The organism is Dyella caseinilytica (assembly GCF_016865235.1).
Lineage (GTDB): Bacteria > Pseudomonadota > Gammaproteobacteria > Xanthomonadales > Rhodanobacteraceae > Dyella_B > Dyella_B caseinilytica.
Map to the genome: position 1 here is coordinate 3,852,257 of NZ_CP064030.1, position 16,409 is coordinate 3,868,665.

Annotated in this window: 14 protein-coding genes; 1 reads left to right on the top strand and 13 read right to left on the bottom strand. The window is 58.4% G+C overall.

Translation table 11 applies throughout. The annotated features are described in order from the left end of the window. Positions 1-52 precede the first annotated feature (52 nt). The 12 genes from ISN74_RS17015 to ISN74_RS17070 all read right to left on the bottom strand — a co-directional run bounded on the left by ISN74_RS17015 (position 53) and on the right by ISN74_RS17070 (position 14,118). Positions 53-1,189, bottom strand: a complete 1,137-nt coding sequence (locus ISN74_RS17015; protein ID WP_188800347.1) for a FecR family protein — start codon at positions 1,187-1,189, stop codon at positions 53-55. Next, complete coding sequence (locus tag ISN74_RS17020) at positions 1,182-1,697, bottom strand: RNA polymerase sigma factor (protein ID WP_188800348.1); 516 nt, start codon at positions 1,695-1,697, stop codon at positions 1,182-1,184. The genes ISN74_RS17015 and ISN74_RS17020 overlap by 8 nt, the downstream gene beginning before the upstream one ends. Positions 1,698-1,823: 126 nt before the next feature. Continuing rightward, positions 1,824-2,465 (bottom strand): TIGR02466 family protein, encoded by a 642-nt coding sequence (locus tag ISN74_RS17025; protein WP_188800349.1) that lies wholly within the window; start codon positions 2,463-2,465, stop codon positions 1,824-1,826. A 175-nt stretch (positions 2,466-2,640) separates the two neighbouring features. After that, positions 2,641-3,129, bottom strand: coding sequence for a RidA family protein (locus tag ISN74_RS17030; protein WP_188800350.1), 489 nt, complete (start codon positions 3,127-3,129; stop codon positions 2,641-2,643). 35 nt (positions 3,130-3,164) lie between these two features. Continuing rightward, a complete protein-coding gene (locus tag ISN74_RS17035) occupies positions 3,165-3,629 on the bottom strand; it encodes a c-type cytochrome (protein ID WP_188800351.1) in 465 nt (154 codons plus the stop codon). Next, positions 3,626-5,233 (bottom strand): flavin monoamine oxidase family protein, encoded by a 1,608-nt coding sequence (locus tag ISN74_RS17040; RefSeq protein WP_425488853.1) that lies wholly within the window; start codon positions 5,231-5,233, stop codon positions 3,626-3,628. Before ISN74_RS17040 ends, ISN74_RS17035 begins: the two co-directional genes overlap by 4 nt. Before the next feature lie 86 nt (positions 5,234-5,319). Then, positions 5,320-7,866, bottom strand: a complete 2,547-nt coding sequence (locus tag ISN74_RS17045; protein ID WP_188800352.1) for a TonB-dependent receptor plug domain-containing protein — start codon at positions 7,864-7,866, stop codon at positions 5,320-5,322. A gap of 715 nt (positions 7,867-8,581) precedes the next feature. Beyond that, positions 8,582-10,411, bottom strand: coding sequence for a glutamine--fructose-6-phosphate transaminase (isomerizing) (gene glmS, locus ISN74_RS17050; protein WP_188800353.1), 1,830 nt, complete (start codon positions 10,409-10,411; stop codon positions 8,582-8,584). Positions 10,412-10,561: 150 nt separating this feature from the next. Then, positions 10,562-11,932 (bottom strand): pyridoxal-phosphate dependent enzyme, encoded by a 1,371-nt coding sequence (locus ISN74_RS17055; protein WP_188800354.1) that lies wholly within the window; start codon positions 11,930-11,932, stop codon positions 10,562-10,564. A gap of 189 nt (positions 11,933-12,121) precedes the next feature. After that, entirely contained in the window at positions 12,122-12,349 is a 228-nt protein-coding gene (locus ISN74_RS17060; protein WP_188800355.1) for an HP1242/YdcH family protein, read from the bottom strand. Between the two features lie 432 nt (positions 12,350-12,781). Next, complete coding sequence (locus ISN74_RS17065; protein WP_188800356.1) at positions 12,782-13,411, bottom strand: hypothetical protein; 630 nt, start codon at positions 13,409-13,411, stop codon at positions 12,782-12,784. Then, positions 13,408-14,118: a DUF4398 domain-containing protein gene (locus ISN74_RS17070; RefSeq protein WP_188800357.1), complete on the bottom strand. Its 711-nt coding sequence runs from the start codon at positions 14,116-14,118 to the stop codon at positions 13,408-13,410. The genes ISN74_RS17065 and ISN74_RS17070 overlap by 4 nt, the downstream gene beginning before the upstream one ends. A gap of 376 nt (positions 14,119-14,494) precedes the next feature. On the opposite strand from ISN74_RS17070, the gene ISN74_RS17075 reads away from it, so the two are divergent. Further along, complete coding sequence (locus ISN74_RS17075; protein WP_275411488.1) at positions 14,495-15,610, top strand: PilT/PilU family type 4a pilus ATPase; 1,116 nt, start codon at positions 14,495-14,497, stop codon at positions 15,608-15,610. A 123-nt stretch (positions 15,611-15,733) separates the two neighbouring features. Here the strand turns inward: ISN74_RS17075 and maiA are convergent, their stop codons facing one another. Then, positions 15,734-16,402, bottom strand: a complete 669-nt coding sequence (gene maiA, locus ISN74_RS17080; RefSeq protein WP_188800358.1) for a maleylacetoacetate isomerase — start codon at positions 16,400-16,402, stop codon at positions 15,734-15,736. Positions 16,403-16,409 lie beyond the last annotated feature (7 nt).

Here is a 16,409-nt window from a genome sequence, read left to right on the forward strand (position 1 = left end):
TGAAGAGTCCCTTTATGCGGAACCGGGCACCACTAATTTCATGAAATTTTTATTACAGGCTTCCGGTTCTCGTATCCGTCTTCTGCGAAGCAGAAACGATGCGAATGCGATTTCCTGCGTCAATGATGCGAACATCCGGCAATGTGGACAGGTATGCCAGGAACCCTTGCTGATTGTTCGCACGAAAAACGCCACTGATGCGCTTCTCGGCAATGCGGTCATTCTCGATCACCAGCGGCTTGCTGGTGTAAGCATTGAAACGGCGCGCCACGTCACCGATGGCTTCGTGTTGAAAGCTGATCTCCGAAGGCAGCCACGCCGTGACTTGTTCGGGTTGCACCGTACGGGCAAGGCTCACGCCCGACGCATCAAGCTCAACCTGTTGCCCTGCTGTCAGATCAGCCACGGGATCACCGAGCGGTGGCAGGCCCTCGCTCTTTGATGCGCCATGCTGTGCGTTCAGCACACGCACGCGGCCGCTGATCACGGTCAGCGTATCGCCATCGGTACTTCGCTTGACGTCGAAGATGGTGCCGATGTCTTGTAACACGTGTCCACCAACGTCGACGACCATGGGACGGGTGTGATCCTTGCCCATATCGAACAACACGTGCCCGCTAAGCACCGCGATACGCCGGTAATGCGCGTCGAAGCGCACATCGATGCGGCTGTTGTGGTCGAGCTGAATGAGCGTGCCGTCCGAAAGCGTCAGCGAACGCACCCCATTGGCGTCGCCGGTATAACTCTGTGCGTAAACCCGCTGGGACGGCACCTGGGCCAGATGCCAGTGTGCAACGCCTAACCACGCCAGGACAAAGGTAGCCGCCATGCCAACAAGGCCGGCAAGCAGACGTCCGCTGCGAACGCGAATCGCCGCCTGCGGTGGCAGTTCCTTCGGCACACCCCTTCCCATCCGTGGAAACATCACGATCGGGTTACTGTGCCGTGTTTGCTCTACCAACTCGGCGGTCGTCAGCTTCTCGAGTGCAGCCGCCGCCTTCATGTCGCCGTTCATCTGCACGATCGCAAAGTATTCGGCCACGTGCTTGGGGGACGCACGAAGCCAGTTCATGAACTCGACACGCTGGCGCTCGCTCAGCGGTTCTTGCTGCTCGATATACCAAGCTGCCGCCTGATCCGTAATGCGATGGGCCTGCCGTACAGCATCCAGATGCGTCAATTCACTCATAATCGGCCATCCTCTTCCGACACGCGGCCAGTCCTTTAATGATGTACTTTTTGACCATGCTGGTCGAAATCGACATCTGTTCGGCAATTTCCCGATACGACAGCTCATCACGGTAATGCATGATCAGTACGGCTTTGCACTTCGGTGGCAGGCGATCAATAAGGTCGCCGACATGCCGTCGGCGCGACTCACTGTCCATCTCCGCCTCGATATTGGTAGGCGCCACCAGGTGCTCGACCACTTGCTCGAGCTCATCACTGCCTAGCGGTTGCTGCTGACGCAGCACAGCGTGCTCCTTCACGAGATTGGCCGCCACCGTAAACAGATAGGCTTCAGGACTGAGGATATTGGCAGCATCGACGGGATCGATGCGCAACATACGCAGATAAACCTCCTGCACGAGGTCCTGCGCATCGCATCGATGTGCACCTCGCCGCACAAAATAGCTGCTCAGCGTCGCGCGCTTCTCTGCGAACAACGCCGACCATCTTGCATGCTTTTCACGCATCCAGGCTCCTTCGACCGTGATGGCCAGAACGGGCTACGGCAACTCGGAAGGTTGCAAAGACTATGGCTGTTCTGTGACGTTTTCGTGTAATGCTCTGCGGATGGCGCCAGACTTCGCCATCGACTCTCAGGGCCGCATCGCATTGAAAGGAATGCAGATCCGCGGCATATCGTTGCCATGCGGCTCGACAAAATGCTCCAGCCAGTGCGGAAACAGCACCAACAATCCTGCCGAAGGCCGCAGCTGGATGTCCTTGTAAGCGTTCGCCCCGCCACCTTTGGCGTACGAGTTCAACACGCCCTGGCGGGGATCCTTGAACACCAGCGCCCCTGAACCTTCTGGCACCTGCAAATAGAACGTGCCACTCAGGAGGGCACCTTCATGCATATGTTGGAAGTTGAAACCGCCGCGATCGTGGATATTGGCCCACGACTGCACGTCGAACGCCGGCGTACCCATGCCCATATCCATGAATGCCTGCGTGCAATAACTCCGTATGTCTCGGAGCAGCTCAACGAAGACTGGCTGCTGCAAAACCGCGTTGTCGACACTGTTCCATCCGCCTCGATTGGTTCGCCCCGCGGGCACCGGAGCCGCTGCCCGCAACGCTTGAATCGCCTCTACCCATGACACGAATCGCGGCGCAAGATGCGTGAGCGGCACTTGCCAGATTCGGGTGGGGAACAGGTCGAAGGCCTGGGCAGGCCGCAATGTCGACGAAGATGCCTTCGCGTCCTCGCCCATCGTTACCGTGTACGTCTCGTTCATGCCTTACGCTTGATACATATGATCCCATTTCACTATAGCGACGGAATATGACAGTTCGCGCAAGTTCGAATGGTTACATATGCCGTCATTTCCTTGGCAGTCAAAATCAGGGCTCGATAGCACGCAACTGAAATGCCGCTTGAGAGTGTCGTGGCTACGTTTATCTGTCACCCCCTTAAGGACGCACCGCGACAACCTCGATCTCCACCAGTGCCGACGGGCTCACCAGCGCCGCCACCTGCACTGCCGAACGCGCGGGAAGATTAGGTTGATCCTTGGTACCGAAGAACTGCGTATAACCGGTCATGAAGCCTTCGAAGTCGAGTTTGTTGTCTTTGTTCTTGTCTGCCACCAGGAACACATTCATCTTTACTACGTCACCCAAGCTCAGGTGCATGCCGTCGAGCTGCTTCTTGATGTTTTCCAGCGCGCCGACGGTCTGAGCCTTGGTATCCAATGTGTCGGCTGAAGCAGCACCCGTGCCTTTGGCATTCTTGGGCATGCTGGCCATCTGGCCGCTAAGGAACACCAGCGATTTGCCTGCCGGCACTTCCACGGCAGCGGAAATTGGAAAATTGCTGTTAGGCAATTTGTAGCGAGTGACGTCCTGAGAGTGAATGGCGAAAGGTACCAACCATAGTGCGTACATGGCGAGCTTGCGCATGGCGTTCTCCTTGTATCGTGAAGGGTGGGAAAGCGTCAGTGAGTGGCGGCATGCAAGGCCGCGACATCTGCCGCGGTCAAGGTATCGGCATAATGATTGCCGAAATGTGTACGGATGTAATTGATGACTTCGGCGACCTGTTCATCAGACAGCTCGGCGCTGCGCATGAACTTCGCCTCCTCATCTTCACGCTCATTGGTCATGAAAGACGGCATGTCGTGCCGACCATAGAGCACGGTCGCTGCCATATAGGAGGCCGACGCGAGCTTGGGATTACCGGCGAAGGCCGGATAACGGCCAGCCCCTTCCGCACCCTTTCCATCTGGCATGTGGCAGCCCTGGCAAATGTGTGTGTAAACCTGCTCGCCGGTGGCCGTCTTGAGCGTGGCGAAATTGTAGATGCCTGCGCTATCGGCCATCACAGTCCCAGGAAAGCCCGCACCGAACAACAGTGTGGCGCCAAGCAGGAGTCTGTACAGTGGAGTAGGCATCCTGCTCATGCTTTTGCTCCGGTTGCGATGGCTTTCTGATGCAGTCGACTGATGGCGTTCAAGGATGACGTGACAGCGCCTTCCTGCCAGGCTGGGATATAAGAGGCATGTTCGCCAGCCAGCACAATGCGCCCATCGATCTGGCACAGATTGTTGTAGTGCTTCTGGCGCGCCTCGTCCGTCCACAACCCAAAGCAGCCGAGCGTGAATGGCGAACGATGCCAGGCCATGGCGACGCCGTTATCGAATTCCTTGGCGTATTGCGGATGAATCTGGCTCCCGTATGCCACAGCGGTCTTTACACGCTCAGCCGGTGATATGGCTGTGAATTCGGTGGCGTTCATACCCCAGATGTACGCACCGAGCAATACGCCCTTGCCACGGCTGAAAAAGCCGGTACTTGGATAACCGATATTCGTGATCGGAAGGTCCGTATAAGTAATGCCGCCGTAAATCTGTTCGTCTTCCTCCCAGAACCGCCGCTTGAACTGCAAGCCAACCTTGATGGCGGCCGCATAAGGCACCGCCGCAATCGCATCGGCCATCGGCGTGCCGACATTCATCGGGATCTGGCTAAGAACCGATAGCGGAATAGTGTTGACGCACCAATCCGCACGCGCGCTGAACCTGCTATCAGGCTTGGTGGTGTCTTCGTAGGTGACGGTGACACCCGATGCGTCCTGATGGATGTCGATGACTTTCGCGTTGTAGCGGATCAGCGTTCCCAACTCGCGTGCAAAGGCTTTGCCGATCTGCCCCATGCCGCCAACGGGCTGGAACAGTGTGGTTTGCATATCGTAGTCGTCGCCTGCATTGATCATCGCCCATAGATCGGAATCAAGCAGGTCTCCGAGGGCGATCGGTTCTGACGGCACAGCTAACGGATCGAGGCTACCGCCGGGATCGATGTCATAACCACGGCGTTCACTGCTGGTGCGACTTCTCACATAGGCATAATTTTTATCCAGCGCGCCTGTCGTGCGCAGTGACATGAGCAGCTTTTCCTGATCTTCTTTCGTAACCCACCCGTCGAGCTTGTGACTCTGTGTGACCTTGGCCAGCAATTCGGCCACGTGGCCGTTGTAGTCGGCGTGCACGTGGCGGAAGCGTTGTGGTTTGCCACCAAATGCTTTGCTGCTGTGTACATAGGCGTTGTTATTCACCTGCACGAAGGGTTCCAGCGGGACACCGAGCAGCGTGCAGTAATGAAGGATGCCCTGATGGTGATAGGGAAGACGCCACGGACCGGGATTGATATAAAGCCCGGCATCGAATTGACAGCGTTGAGTGAACCCACCGAGTTCGGTATAGCTGTCTCCACCGTGGATGCTCCAATTACGTCCGCCAGCGCGAGCGTTGTATTCAAGCAATTGCACCTTGTAGCCGGCGGCGCGCAATTCATAGGCAGCCACCATACCGGCGATGCCAGCACCAAGCACCAGTACCGAGGCACCTCTGGGTGCGCCCTGCAGACGAATCGGCTTTTTGAAATTCGATTCCGCCGCAAAACCCAGGCTGCTCATGGCCTGGTACATCACCGCGCTACCCGCCGTCACGCCAATCATGCGTAACAGCTCGCGACGCGTCATCGTGTTGTTGTTATCCAAATTCATCTCACCGACCTCGCAGATAAAGGGCAGTCCGGCGAACCGGGCTGCCCCGGCAGGTAATGCTTGTACGTTAGAAGCAGCCTTCGCCGTCAGAATTGATAACTGGCGCGCAAGTAGTAATACCCGCCGTCATAGCCGAATTGCGAAGACTGGGTGTCATACAGCTGGCCTTCCAATGCCGTGACATACGGAATCCTGGACGGATACCGGTCAAACGCATTGTTGGCACCTAACGCCACTTGCAGCTTTGGGGTGATGTTGTAGTGGACGTCGAAATCGGTGGTGTAAATGGGTGCATTGCGCCAGGGATAAAAGGTGTTTGGCACCACCGATTCCGGACCGACTACGTACGACAACTGATCGGTCGTAGCACCCCAGCGCGTTTCATGCACGCTCACACCCCACTTGCCCTTACTCCAGGTGCCACCAACAATCACCTTGCTCTTGGGTGTGGTCGACGTCAGATAATCGATTTGCTGGATATTGAGGATGGGTTCGCCATCCTGCGTCACCAGATGCGTCACTCGGGTCGTATTGAGGTTCGCCGACAGATCCCAGTCCACCTTGCCGAAAGAACCGAAATCGGTGTGGTAAACACTGGTCAGATCAAGACCGCGGGTGCGTGTGTTGGCACCGTTCGTGAAATACCAGACGCTAGCGAGTCCCGTGTCTGGATTGGCCTGGGCAGCTGAGACGACATAGGGCGGCACAGGAAAGCCGGCGGCCGTCATCGCATCGACAGCTGGGAGACCATACACCGTTCCGCCCGCGACGATGCGGTTGCGGATATTGATCTGATAAGCATCGACGGTGATGTTCAAGTTCTGCAGTGGATTGAGCACCAAACCAAGGTTGAGGTTGGTTGCTTTTTCCGGTTTCAATGGCTGAGCACCGAGCGCGGCGGCGCCGGCTGAGTCAGAAGGCAACTGAGCCGAAGCACTATCGGGCGTCACAGCAAGTGAGGAGAAATGCTCTTCGGCCAGTGATGGTGCATGGAAGCCGGTGCTGGCACTGGCGCGTACAGCAATCTGCGGTGTGAAATCGTAGCGCGTGGAGATTTTGGCGTTTCTGGTGTTGCCCGCATCGCTGTAATGTTCATAACGCCCGGCCACATCCGCCTGCCACTTGTCCGTGATGTGTGTGGACAAGTCGATGTAAACGGCAGACACGGTGCGCGACCACTCGCCGGCGTTGTAAGGATTGAAACCGGCTTCCGACGAGGCACCACCATCTTCATACGAATACACATCGCCCGGCTGGATCTGGAAGGTGTCACGCCGCGCTTCGAAACCAAAAGCGAAGTTCAACGGCTGAGCAAACGCGGAAAGCTGGAACGGCCGTGAGAAATCAAGGTTGCCCGTGAGCTGCGAATTGCTGGTGGCGCCAATGTCGAATGAGGTCGGCGAATCCGTCAGCGATGGATTGACCGAATGGACCAGCCCAAGGTTGTCGCGATCGCCGCCGTAAGTCGTGCTCAGATCCACGCTCCAGCCGTGGAAATCGTCGTCTTTCACGCCACCGGTAATCGAATAGTCGTTTTCGTCGATCGTGAAGATGGGCGTGAAGCCATCCGGGTAAACCTCGGGATCGACATAAGGCGGGCGATAGTTCTCGTAAGACTCGGCATAGCGATGGCCGAATGTACCGAAGGCATACGCCTCGATGTTATCGGTGAAGTCATAACCCGCATTGAAGCCGACGAGCTGCCGCGTGCTGGCTGTATCGCTCGACCACGGGTTTTTGTAGGCGGGGCCGATCGGGTACGGCGACGCGTATCCGTTCGCATTCACATACGCGACGGCGGCAGGAGCGCCCTCACCATACAGTCCATCCGCATAGTCCGGCCCGGTGCGTATGGCGTGGTTGATGCGATCGTATTCCGCGCTTAGATCCAGATATCCGTTACCGCCAAGACTCAGTCCGATGCTTGCCGTCTCGGTATTCTTGAAGCCGTCGCCCTTGTATGTCTGCCCACTGGTGCTGGATAACGATCCGCCACTGGCCCGGGTTTTAAGAATGATGTTGATGACACCCGCGATGGCATCCGAGCCATACTGCGCCGCAGCGCCATCGCGCAGGATTTCGATGTGATCGATCAGGTCGGTGGGAATCATGTCGATGTCCACGCCGGTCGAACCCTGATCCAAGCCTGGATCCTGCACGATGTTCGCCGAACCGTGGCGACGTTTGCCATTGACCAACACCAACACGTGGTCAGGGCTTAGACCATCCAGCTGAAGTTCGTCGGTGAACTCCGCATTGTCTGCGCCGTAACTTGTGTGGGAAATCGACGGCGAAAGCTGGACGAGTGCATCGCGCAAATTGGCTTGGCCGGTGGCCTGCAACGTTGCACCACTGATGACGGTCACCGGGGTCGTACTTTGACCCACCGTCGTTTCGATACGCCCACCGGTGACAACGACCGCGTCCAACTGTGATGCATTGGCAGCATTAGGCGCTGCGGTCGTATTCGTGTTTGTCGTTGTATCCGTGGAAGTGGTTGTGCCGGAAGTCGAGGCTGTGGTGGTAGCGGTTGTATCGTCAGCCCAACTAGGAATGGCAGCCAGCACAAGATTCATCGAAAGCAGGGACAGCACTGCGGCTGCTAGTGGACGTCGTGTAAGGCGTACTTTCATAGATCCCCCGATCAATTAATTACGGCAAGGAGCGCCCCTCCAATGGACTTGGCTTTTTCAATTCCTTATGCGAGTGATGTCAGGTGACTTGGCCGGAATTCCCCCCTCGGGATCCCGGCAAATCCAAACTACATTCCCATATTGCAGTGCGTCAATACTTCGGGGGATTCTGCGACACTTTTGTCATATGGCCGAAAATTTGATTATTTTTGGCCTCAAATGGTGCAACTTTTTGATCGTTTTATATTCGGTTTTTAATTAAAAAAAACAATGAATTGAAGGCATATTGAAGAGCCCGTGAGCGAAAGTGGGGAAACGATAGCGACAAAAAGGGGAATCCCCGTGCCCATCATGTTGCTTTGCAATATCTCTCGAACGACAGAGCATGCTTGCAAACGCGGCGGCTAACCATCCGGACACCCGGCGAGGTCATCGCCTAATACCCTATGCGGGTGCACTGGATCGTCAGATGACCGTGCAGTCATCTGCTCGCGCCACTCAAAAGGGAATGGCACGCCATGTGTCATGACACCGATCGGTGCTTTGGGTAATCGATTGCGCTATGACGGCGTCCGTGGCCGGCCATTCGACGCGCAGCCCTCGAGGTAACGCCGCCCATGCGACACTTGGACTAACGTTCCACGCTCGTCGGAAACGTTGTTAGCTGGTTGGAACGTTTATCAGGGCTTACCAGAAATACAAGTGGCGCCACACGTTATTCAACCGTCACGGATTTCGCCAGATTGCGCGGCTGATCCACATCCGTGCCGCGCAGAACGGCGACGTGGTACGCGAGCAATTGCAGCGGCACGGTGAATACAGCCGGCGCGATGAATTCACCGCCAGCATCGATGCGCAGGATGACGCCGCGGGTGGCGTTGCCATCGATATGCGCAGTGGTGTCGGCGAACACGATCAATTCACCGCCACGTGCACGCACTTCCTGCAGGTTGGATTTGAGTTTGTCGAGCAACGGGCCATTCGGTGCTACGGCAATCACCGGCATGTCTTCGTCGACCAGGGCCAATGGACCGTGTTTCAGTTCGCCCGCTGGATACGCCTCAGCGTGGATATAAGAGATTTCCTTGAGCTTGAGCGAGCCTTCCAATGCCACTGGATAGTGCGCGCCACGACCGAGGAACAAGGCGTGGTGACGATGCACGAAGCGTTCGGCAAGTTCGATGATCTGTGGCTCGAGTTTGAGCGCGTCATCGATCGAACGCGGCATGTGGAGCAACTGTGCGCACAGGTCGTTGTACCGTGCAGTGTCCAGTCCACGCTGTTTGGCCAGATGCAGCGTCAGCAGGGCCAACGCGGAGAGCTGGGTGGTGAAAGCCTTGGTAGATGCCACGCCAATTTCGGGGCCGGCGCGGGTCATCAGTTTCAGATCGGCTTCGCGCACCACGGATGATTCGGGCACGTTGCAGATGGCCAGCGTGCCGAGGTAGCCGCGGCGGCGCGATTCGCGCATCGCGGCCAAGGTGTCGGCGGTTTCGCCGGACTGCGAGATGGCGATGAACAGCGTGCCTTCCGGTACCACGGCTTCGCGGTAGCGGTATTCGCTGGCCACTTCCACGCTCACCGGCAGGCGCGCGTATTCTTCGATCCAGTATTTGGCGACCATGCCCGCGTGATAGCTGGTGCCGCACGCGATGATGTGCAGGCCTTTCACTTTCGCCAACAGTTCGTCGCCGTTTACGCCGAAGATGTTCGGCAATACGCCTTGCGCGTTGATGCGCGCCTCGAGCGTGTCGGAGACGGCGCGCGGCTGCTCGAAGATTTCTTTCTGCATGTAGTGACGGTATTCACCACGCTCCACGGCGTCGGCAGAAAGTTCACTTTCATGCATCGCGCGTTCTACAGCGTTGCCATCAAGCGTATAGATCTTCGCATTTTCACGGGTAATTTCGACGACATCGTCATCGTCGAGATAGATGATTTTGTTGGTGACCTGGATCAGCGCCTGCGCATCCGAGCCGAGGAAGTGTTCGCCGATGCCCACCCCGACCAGCAACGGCGCACCGCGACGCGCACCTACGACGCGGCCAGGCTCATCGCGGCTTATCACGGCGATGGCATAGGCACCTTCGAGCTCACGAACCGTAGCGAGCACGGCTTCTCGCAGCTTCATACCTTTGGAAAGATTCACTTCGATCAGTGCCGCCATCACTTCCGTATCGGTTTCGGAGGTGAAGACATAACCTTTGCTTTGCAGCTCGGTGCGCAGCGAGGCGTAGTTCTCGATGATGCCGTTGTGCACGATGGTCACGCGGCCGATCATGTGCGGATGCGCATTGACCTCGTTGGGCACGCCGTGCGTGGCCCAGCGGGTGTGCGCAATGCCGGTGCTGCCGGGAAGTGGATCGGCCAGGTACAAGGCTTCCATCTCGCGCACCTTGCCTTTGGCACGCACGCGGCGTACTTGGCCGCCTTCCAGCACGGCCAGACCGGCTGAATCGTAGCCGCGGTATTCGAGTGCTTTCAGGCCGGCGATCAACAGCGGAGCGACGTCACGTTGGGCAACGGCGGCGACGATTCCACACATGGCGGTGATTCCTTTACGACGGGCAGTGCGAAGACTTGGCTTCGATGTAGCCGACGACTGTGCCGGTTTGCCGTTTCGACAAGCTTTCTTGTCAGAGGTTCATGCTTGGAAATCCGGGAGCGCCGAGCCTCAGCTCAGCGCTCCCAAGTATTAATGAACCTTGCGGCGCAGGTAATTGAGCAGATCGATGCGTGTGATCAGACCAAGGAACTGTTCGCCATCCATCACAATGGCGACGTGGCCGCTATCGAACACCGGCAGCAACGATTGGATCGGTGAACGCACATCCAGCATTTGCAGGTCGCTGATCATGGCGCTGGATACGGAGTCGCGGAAGCGCGCTTCATCGGCATGCACGTGCATCAGCACGTCCGATTCGTCGAGGATGCCGACCAGGCGGCTGCCGTCCATCACCGGCAGCTGCGACACGTCGTAAAGCTTCATGCGCGTATAGGCGGTCATCAGCAGTTCGTTCGGGCCGACGACCACGGTGTCGCGTTGCGCGAACGGGCGCAGCAGAAGATCGCGCAGATCGCCGTGCTGTTCGCGGTCGATGAAGCCGTTATCGAGCATCCAGTAATCGTTGTACATCTTCGACAGATACTTGTTGCCCGTGTCGCAGACCAGCGTAACCACGCGCTTGGGTTCGCCCTGTTCGCGGCAATACTTCAGCGCCGCTGCCAGCAAGGTGCCGGTGGATGAACCCCCCAGCACACCTTCCTTCGCCAGCAGTTCGCGTGCGGCGAGGAAGCTTTCCTTGTCGGAAATGGCGTAGGCCTTTTTCACGCGGGTGAAGTCGCTGATGCTTGGCAGGAAATCTTCGCCGATGCCTTCGACCATCCAGCTGCTGGACTTGGTCGAGAGCACACCCTCGTTGATGTACTGCGCCAGGATCGAACCCACCGGATCAGCCAGCACCAACTCGGTGTTCGGCGACGCTTCTGCAAAATATTTGGATAAGCCGCTGAGCGTGCCGGAGGAGCCGCAACCGACGACGACCGCATCCACCTTGCCATCCATCTGACTAAGGATTTCCGGGCCGGTGGTTTCGATGTGTGCCTTGGGGTTGTCCGGATTGCCGAACTGGTTGATGAAGTACGCGCCGGGCGTCTCGCGCGCGAGGCGCTCGGCCATGTCCTGGTAATACTCCGGATGACCCTTGGCCACATCCGAGCGCGTCAGCACCACTTCGGCGCCCATCGCTTTGAGGTTGAAGATCTTCTCGCGGCTCATCTTGTCGGGCACTACCAGGATCAGATGGTAGCCCTTGGCCTGTGCGACCAGCGCCAGGCCAAGGCCGGTGTTGCCGGCGGTGCCTTCCACTAGCGTGGCACCGGGCTTGATCCTGCCGGCCTTTTCGGCGCCTTCGATCATCGACAGGCCAATACGGTCCTTGATCGAGCCACCCGGGTTGGCGCTTTCCAGCTTCAGGAACAACTCACAGCGCCCCGTGTCCAGGCGCTGCGCGCGCACCATGGGGGTGTTCCCGATCAGCTCGAGGACGCTTGTGTTGACCGTCATGAAAACTCCGTGGCGATGGCTTGGGTGGCGATATGAAGGGTAATCATAACGGGAACGGGGCGTCGCTGGCCGTTGCCGGAGCATCCCACGGTCACGTTTCCAGCCGACGACGCGTCCAAAGACCGCCAAAAACGGAACGGCCCCGGCAGCTTTCGCCCCGGGGCCGTGTATCACGTCAAAACCAGCAGATTAGTTGATGCGCTGTGATCGGCTGTCCCACATCCGCTGTAGCTTTTCCTTGGCGTAAAGCTTTTCCTTTTTCATTCCAAGAAGCGTTACATCGTCGATGGGAAGCACGCCGATTTCGGCATCGTGCACCTTGCTGTCGAGTTGCTTGTGATGCTGATAGAGCCGGCGAAATTCTGCATCGGCCTTCATAAAAGCCTCGACAGCACTGGGCTGCTGATCTTCGAACATGATTCAACCTCCTCGCGGTAAGACTGCGGACACAACAACGACGTCCGCGAACAGAAGCAAATCGCACGCATGACCACATCCCACGCCCTGGAAGCAGGGCACGGAATCAAGAAAGTGGAGGGATATGCGCATGATTCAGTCGATAGGCCGCGACAGCTGAGGGGCCGCGGCAACTTTGACCCTACTCCGCGTCAGCAGGGGCCGCAAGGACCCCTCCGGAAGGCGCATGGCAGCGCGGCTGGTCGTCAAAAACCTGTGAAACTGCCCACGCGTAACCTGCATAGCTCCGTCCCCTGCATGGGCAAGGGAGGGATTGTTGGATGAGGTTGTCTGAGCTTGTGCCGCGAGCTTATGGGCCACCCCGCCCTTCCCTACGTCACGTAGGGAGGGCGTTGATCCGAGCACATTTAGATGTGCGGCTCAATTCGCCAATCAATTGCCGCCCGGCGACGACTGGCTTTCCTGCAGCGCCTTGGCTGCCTGCGCGGCCTTGGTTGCCAGTGCGGCCTGGCGCTTGGCGGCATTGGCGAGCCTGCTCTGGGCCGCCGCCAGCTTGCGAGCCTGGTCGGCTTCCGCCTGGGCCTGGGCGGCCTGGGCAGCAGCCACCTGTCCCTGGGCTTCCAGGCGGGCGGCCTGTTGCTGGGATAACTGATACTGCATGCGCTGGATGTCCAGCTCCTGCTGCGCAGCGGTGGCATCGATGCGACTGCGGTCCAGTTGTAACTGGGCGTTTTCCTGGTCGAGCTGGTTGAACTGGCGCTGGGCCACCTGCAACTGGGCTTCGGCCTTCGCCTGATCCACACGGCGCTCCGCGATATAAAGCGCATGCGGCCGATCGTGCGAACTGGCCTGGGACAGCTGGCTGATCGCCTCGCGCGCCAGCGCCTGATCGGCCTGGGCGTAGTTGCCCAGGCTTGGATCGCTGGCCAGCTGATTCAAGGTATTGGAAAGTCGGTCGACATCCATATCGTCCTTGCGCGCCTGGACGGCCGCGCTGGCGAAGACAGCCAACAAGGAAATGGCAGTGATCGACAGATACTTTTTGGAAACAGGCTTTTTCACAACTGGCCTCCCTGGTTCTGCTGGCCAGAATCAGGCAGGGTCTGGAAGCCCTGCCCTTGTTGCTGGGGTTGCGGGTTGGGATTGCCCAGCACCGATGACGACGGCGCAGGCATATCCTGCTGCATGGGTGCCTGGGCTGGGAGCGGCGCGGGTGTCGTGCTGCTCGACGCCGGTACCGGCGAGGTGGACGACGAAGCCGGATTGCCGTCATCTGCCCCAGTGTCGTCGCCAGCGGCTTGCTGCTGCATGGCTGCCTGCTGGGCAGCTAGCTGGGCCTTCTGCTGCTGGTAATGCTGATCGTTTTCCGACTGCGCTTCAGCGTTCTGCGCACGCAACTGACTGTTTGCGTCCGTTTTGGACTGAATTTGGGCACGTGCCGCGGCAAGCAGCGCCCTGGTACGCGCAAGCGTGGCGTCAGCACGCGATTCGTCAGCCAGATCGGAGGCCAGCGCATACTTGCGGTCGGCCATGGCTGACTGCGCCTGCTGGAACTTGTCCTGCGCAAAGCCAAAATCGACGGGATCATAGGTATCGGCACCCGCGTCGCGGGCCGATTGCAGCTGGGACTGGGCCTGATTCATTGCGCCATCCGGTGGAGGTACGCTGGCACAGCCGCCAAGACTTAACGACACCGCCAACATCAACGCCGGAACCACCGCACGGGTACGCCGTTTGCGTACCAGCAGCGGGGAAAATGTGTGCACCATCACTCATTCCTCTCGGAGGATCACGGCGTATTGTGAGCGGGCATAATCCTTGAATGCAATGCGTAAAATATTGGGGTCTTCAGGATCCTCTGAGCAAACCTACGCAGGTGGCATGATGTCCAGAAGGCTCTCAGGGTGTGTTGCGCGGCACAGGGAAGGCTGGACGCCTTGGCAAGCTGCGCGGCGCAGCCTGAGAGCCTTCTGGACATCACCCCGTCATTTTAAATTTCTATACGCCGGGGCCGGCTCTGTCCGTCCGCATTCCTTCGGCCCATCGTCTCGACAGACAGCCAGTCTGCCTTCGCCGATGGTCCTGTGGCCTGCGAACGGACAGAGCCGGTGACACCTGCGTAGATTTGCTCAGAGGATCCTTTAGGTGGATATCGGTTACTTCCTCAAGTTGATGGTGGATAAGGGCGCGTCGGACATGTTTCTGACGACAGGAGCCCCGGTGAACATCAAGGTCGAGGGCAAGCTTTACCCGCTCGGCAACACCGGGCTACCCAGCGGCATGGTGAAAAAGATCGCCTATTCGCTGATGGACGAAGGCCAGGTGCCGCAATTCGAGCGTGACCTGGAACTCAATATGGCGCTGGCGGTCAAGGAAGCGGGCCGTTTCCGCATCAATGTCTTCAAGCAGCGTGGCGAAGTGGGCATGGTGATCCGCGCCATCAAGAGCGAGATCCCCAGCATCGACCAGCTGCAGCTGCCGGCGATTTTCCGCGAGCTGATCATGGAGCCGCGCGGACTGATCCTGGTGGTAGGCGCCACCGGTTCGGGCAAATCGACCACGCTGGCGGCGATGCTCGATCACCGCAACAGCAATACCCCAGGTCACATCCTCACCATCGAGGATCCGATCGAATACCTGCACCGTCACAAGAAGTCGATCGTCAACCAGCGCGAAGTCGGCCTGGACACGCACACCTATCACGAGGCCCTGCGCAACGCGATGCGCGAGGCGCCGGACGTGATCATGATCGGCGAAATCCGCGACACCGACACGATGGAAGCGGCCATCGCCTTCTCTGAAACCGGCCACTTGTGCCTGGCGACGCTGCACTCCAACAACGCCGACCAGACGCTGGAACGCATCCTCAACTTCTTCCCCGAGTCAGCACACAAGAACGTGCTGATGAACCTGGCCCTGAACCTGCGCGCGGTGATCAGCCAGCGTCTGGTCAGTGGCAAGGACGGCCGCCGCCTGCCAGCGGTGGAAGTGCTGCTCAACACGCCTTTCATCCGCGACATGATCCGCCGCGGCCAGATCCACGAAGTGAAGGAAGCCATGGATCGCAGCCTGCAGGAAGGCATGCAGACCTTCGATCAATCGCTGTACAAGCTCTACAAGAGCGGGCGCATCGAGCTGGAAGAAGCCTTGGCAAAGGCTGACTCGCGCGATGGCTTGGCGTTGAAGATCCGTCTTTCGGAAGGCGGCAATACCGAGAACGCCGAGCTGGCCGGCAACGATCCGTATGGGTTGGGGTTCTAGCAAATATCTCAGCCGTCATTCCCGCGAAAGCGGGAATCCATGAGTGCTTTTGCCCTAGATCAACATAGATTCCCGCTTTCGCGGGAATGACGGCCATAAGACAAGATTGGGTTACCCCAAGCATCACACCGAAGGCGAAGGCGCATCCGGCTGCTGCTCTGGCATCGCATCGTGGAATGCCTGCTGCGCCGCGCACGCAGCATCAATGCGCAGAATATTCGGATAATCACCCAGCGGCACCTTCCAGCGCCGCGCGTTGTACACCTGCGGCACCAGGCAAACATCGGCCATGCCGGGCGTATCGCCATGACAATAGCGGCCGGTGTACTTGCTCTTGGCCAGCATGGTTTCGAACGCGTGCAAGCCGGCGGACACCCAATGTCGCATCCACGCGGCTTTTTGCTCGTCGTCGGCACCAAATTGCGTGCCGATCTGCTGTAGCACGCGCAGGTTGCCAAGCGGATGGACATCGCACGCGATCACCTGCGACAGCGCACGCACATGCGCCTTGCCTGCCTGATCCGTCGGCAACAGGGGTGGCTGTGGATGGGTTTCATCCAGGTACTCCAGTATCGCCATCGACTGCGTCAACACCCGCTCGCCATCGACCAGGGTCGGTACCAGCTCCTGTGGATTGAGGGCCGCGTAGGCTGCCGAATGCTGCTCGCCACCGTCACGAACCAGGTGCACGGCACGCGTTTCGTAATGCAAACCCTTTAGATTCAGTGCAATACGGACGCGGAAGGCGGCGCTGGAACGCCAATAGCTATAAAGCACGAGATCGGATGCCATAAGCCTT

Excerpts from the sequence above, each read along its gene's own strand:
- ISN74_RS17015 (WP_188800347.1), bottom strand. The coding sequence starts at position 1,189 with ATGAGTGAATTGACGCATCTGGATGCTGTACGGCAGGCCCATCGCATT.
- ISN74_RS17020 (WP_188800348.1), bottom strand. The coding sequence starts at position 1,697 with ATGCGTGAAAAGCATGCAAGATGGTCGGCGTTGTTCGCAGAGAAGCGC.
- ISN74_RS17025 (WP_188800349.1), bottom strand. The coding sequence starts at position 2,465 with ATGAACGAGACGTACACGGTAACGATGGGCGAGGACGCGAAGGCATCT.
- ISN74_RS17030 (WP_188800350.1), bottom strand. The coding sequence starts at position 3,129 with ATGCGCAAGCTCGCCATGTACGCACTATGGTTGGTACCTTTCGCCATT.
- ISN74_RS17035 (WP_188800351.1), bottom strand. The coding sequence starts at position 3,629 with ATGAGCAGGATGCCTACTCCACTGTACAGACTCCTGCTTGGCGCCACA.
- ISN74_RS17040 (WP_425488853.1), bottom strand. The coding sequence starts at position 5,233 with ATGAATTTGGATAACAACAACACGATGACGCGTCGCGAGCTGTTACGC.
- ISN74_RS17045 (WP_188800352.1), bottom strand. The coding sequence starts at position 7,866 with ATGAAAGTACGCCTTACACGACGTCCACTAGCAGCCGCAGTGCTGTCC.
- glmS (WP_188800353.1), bottom strand. The coding sequence starts at position 10,411 with ATGTGTGGAATCGTCGCCGCCGTTGCCCAACGTGACGTCGCTCCGCTG.
- ISN74_RS17055 (WP_188800354.1), bottom strand. The coding sequence starts at position 11,932 with ATGACGGTCAACACAAGCGTCCTCGAGCTGATCGGGAACACCCCCATG.
- ISN74_RS17060 (WP_188800355.1), bottom strand. The coding sequence starts at position 12,349 with ATGTTCGAAGATCAGCAGCCCAGTGCTGTCGAGGCTTTTATGAAGGCC.
- ISN74_RS17070 (WP_188800357.1), bottom strand. The coding sequence starts at position 14,118 with ATGGTGCACACATTTTCCCCGCTGCTGGTACGCAAACGGCGTACCCGT.
- maiA (WP_188800358.1), bottom strand. The coding sequence starts at position 16,402 with ATGGCATCCGATCTCGTGCTTTATAGCTATTGGCGTTCCAGCGCCGCC.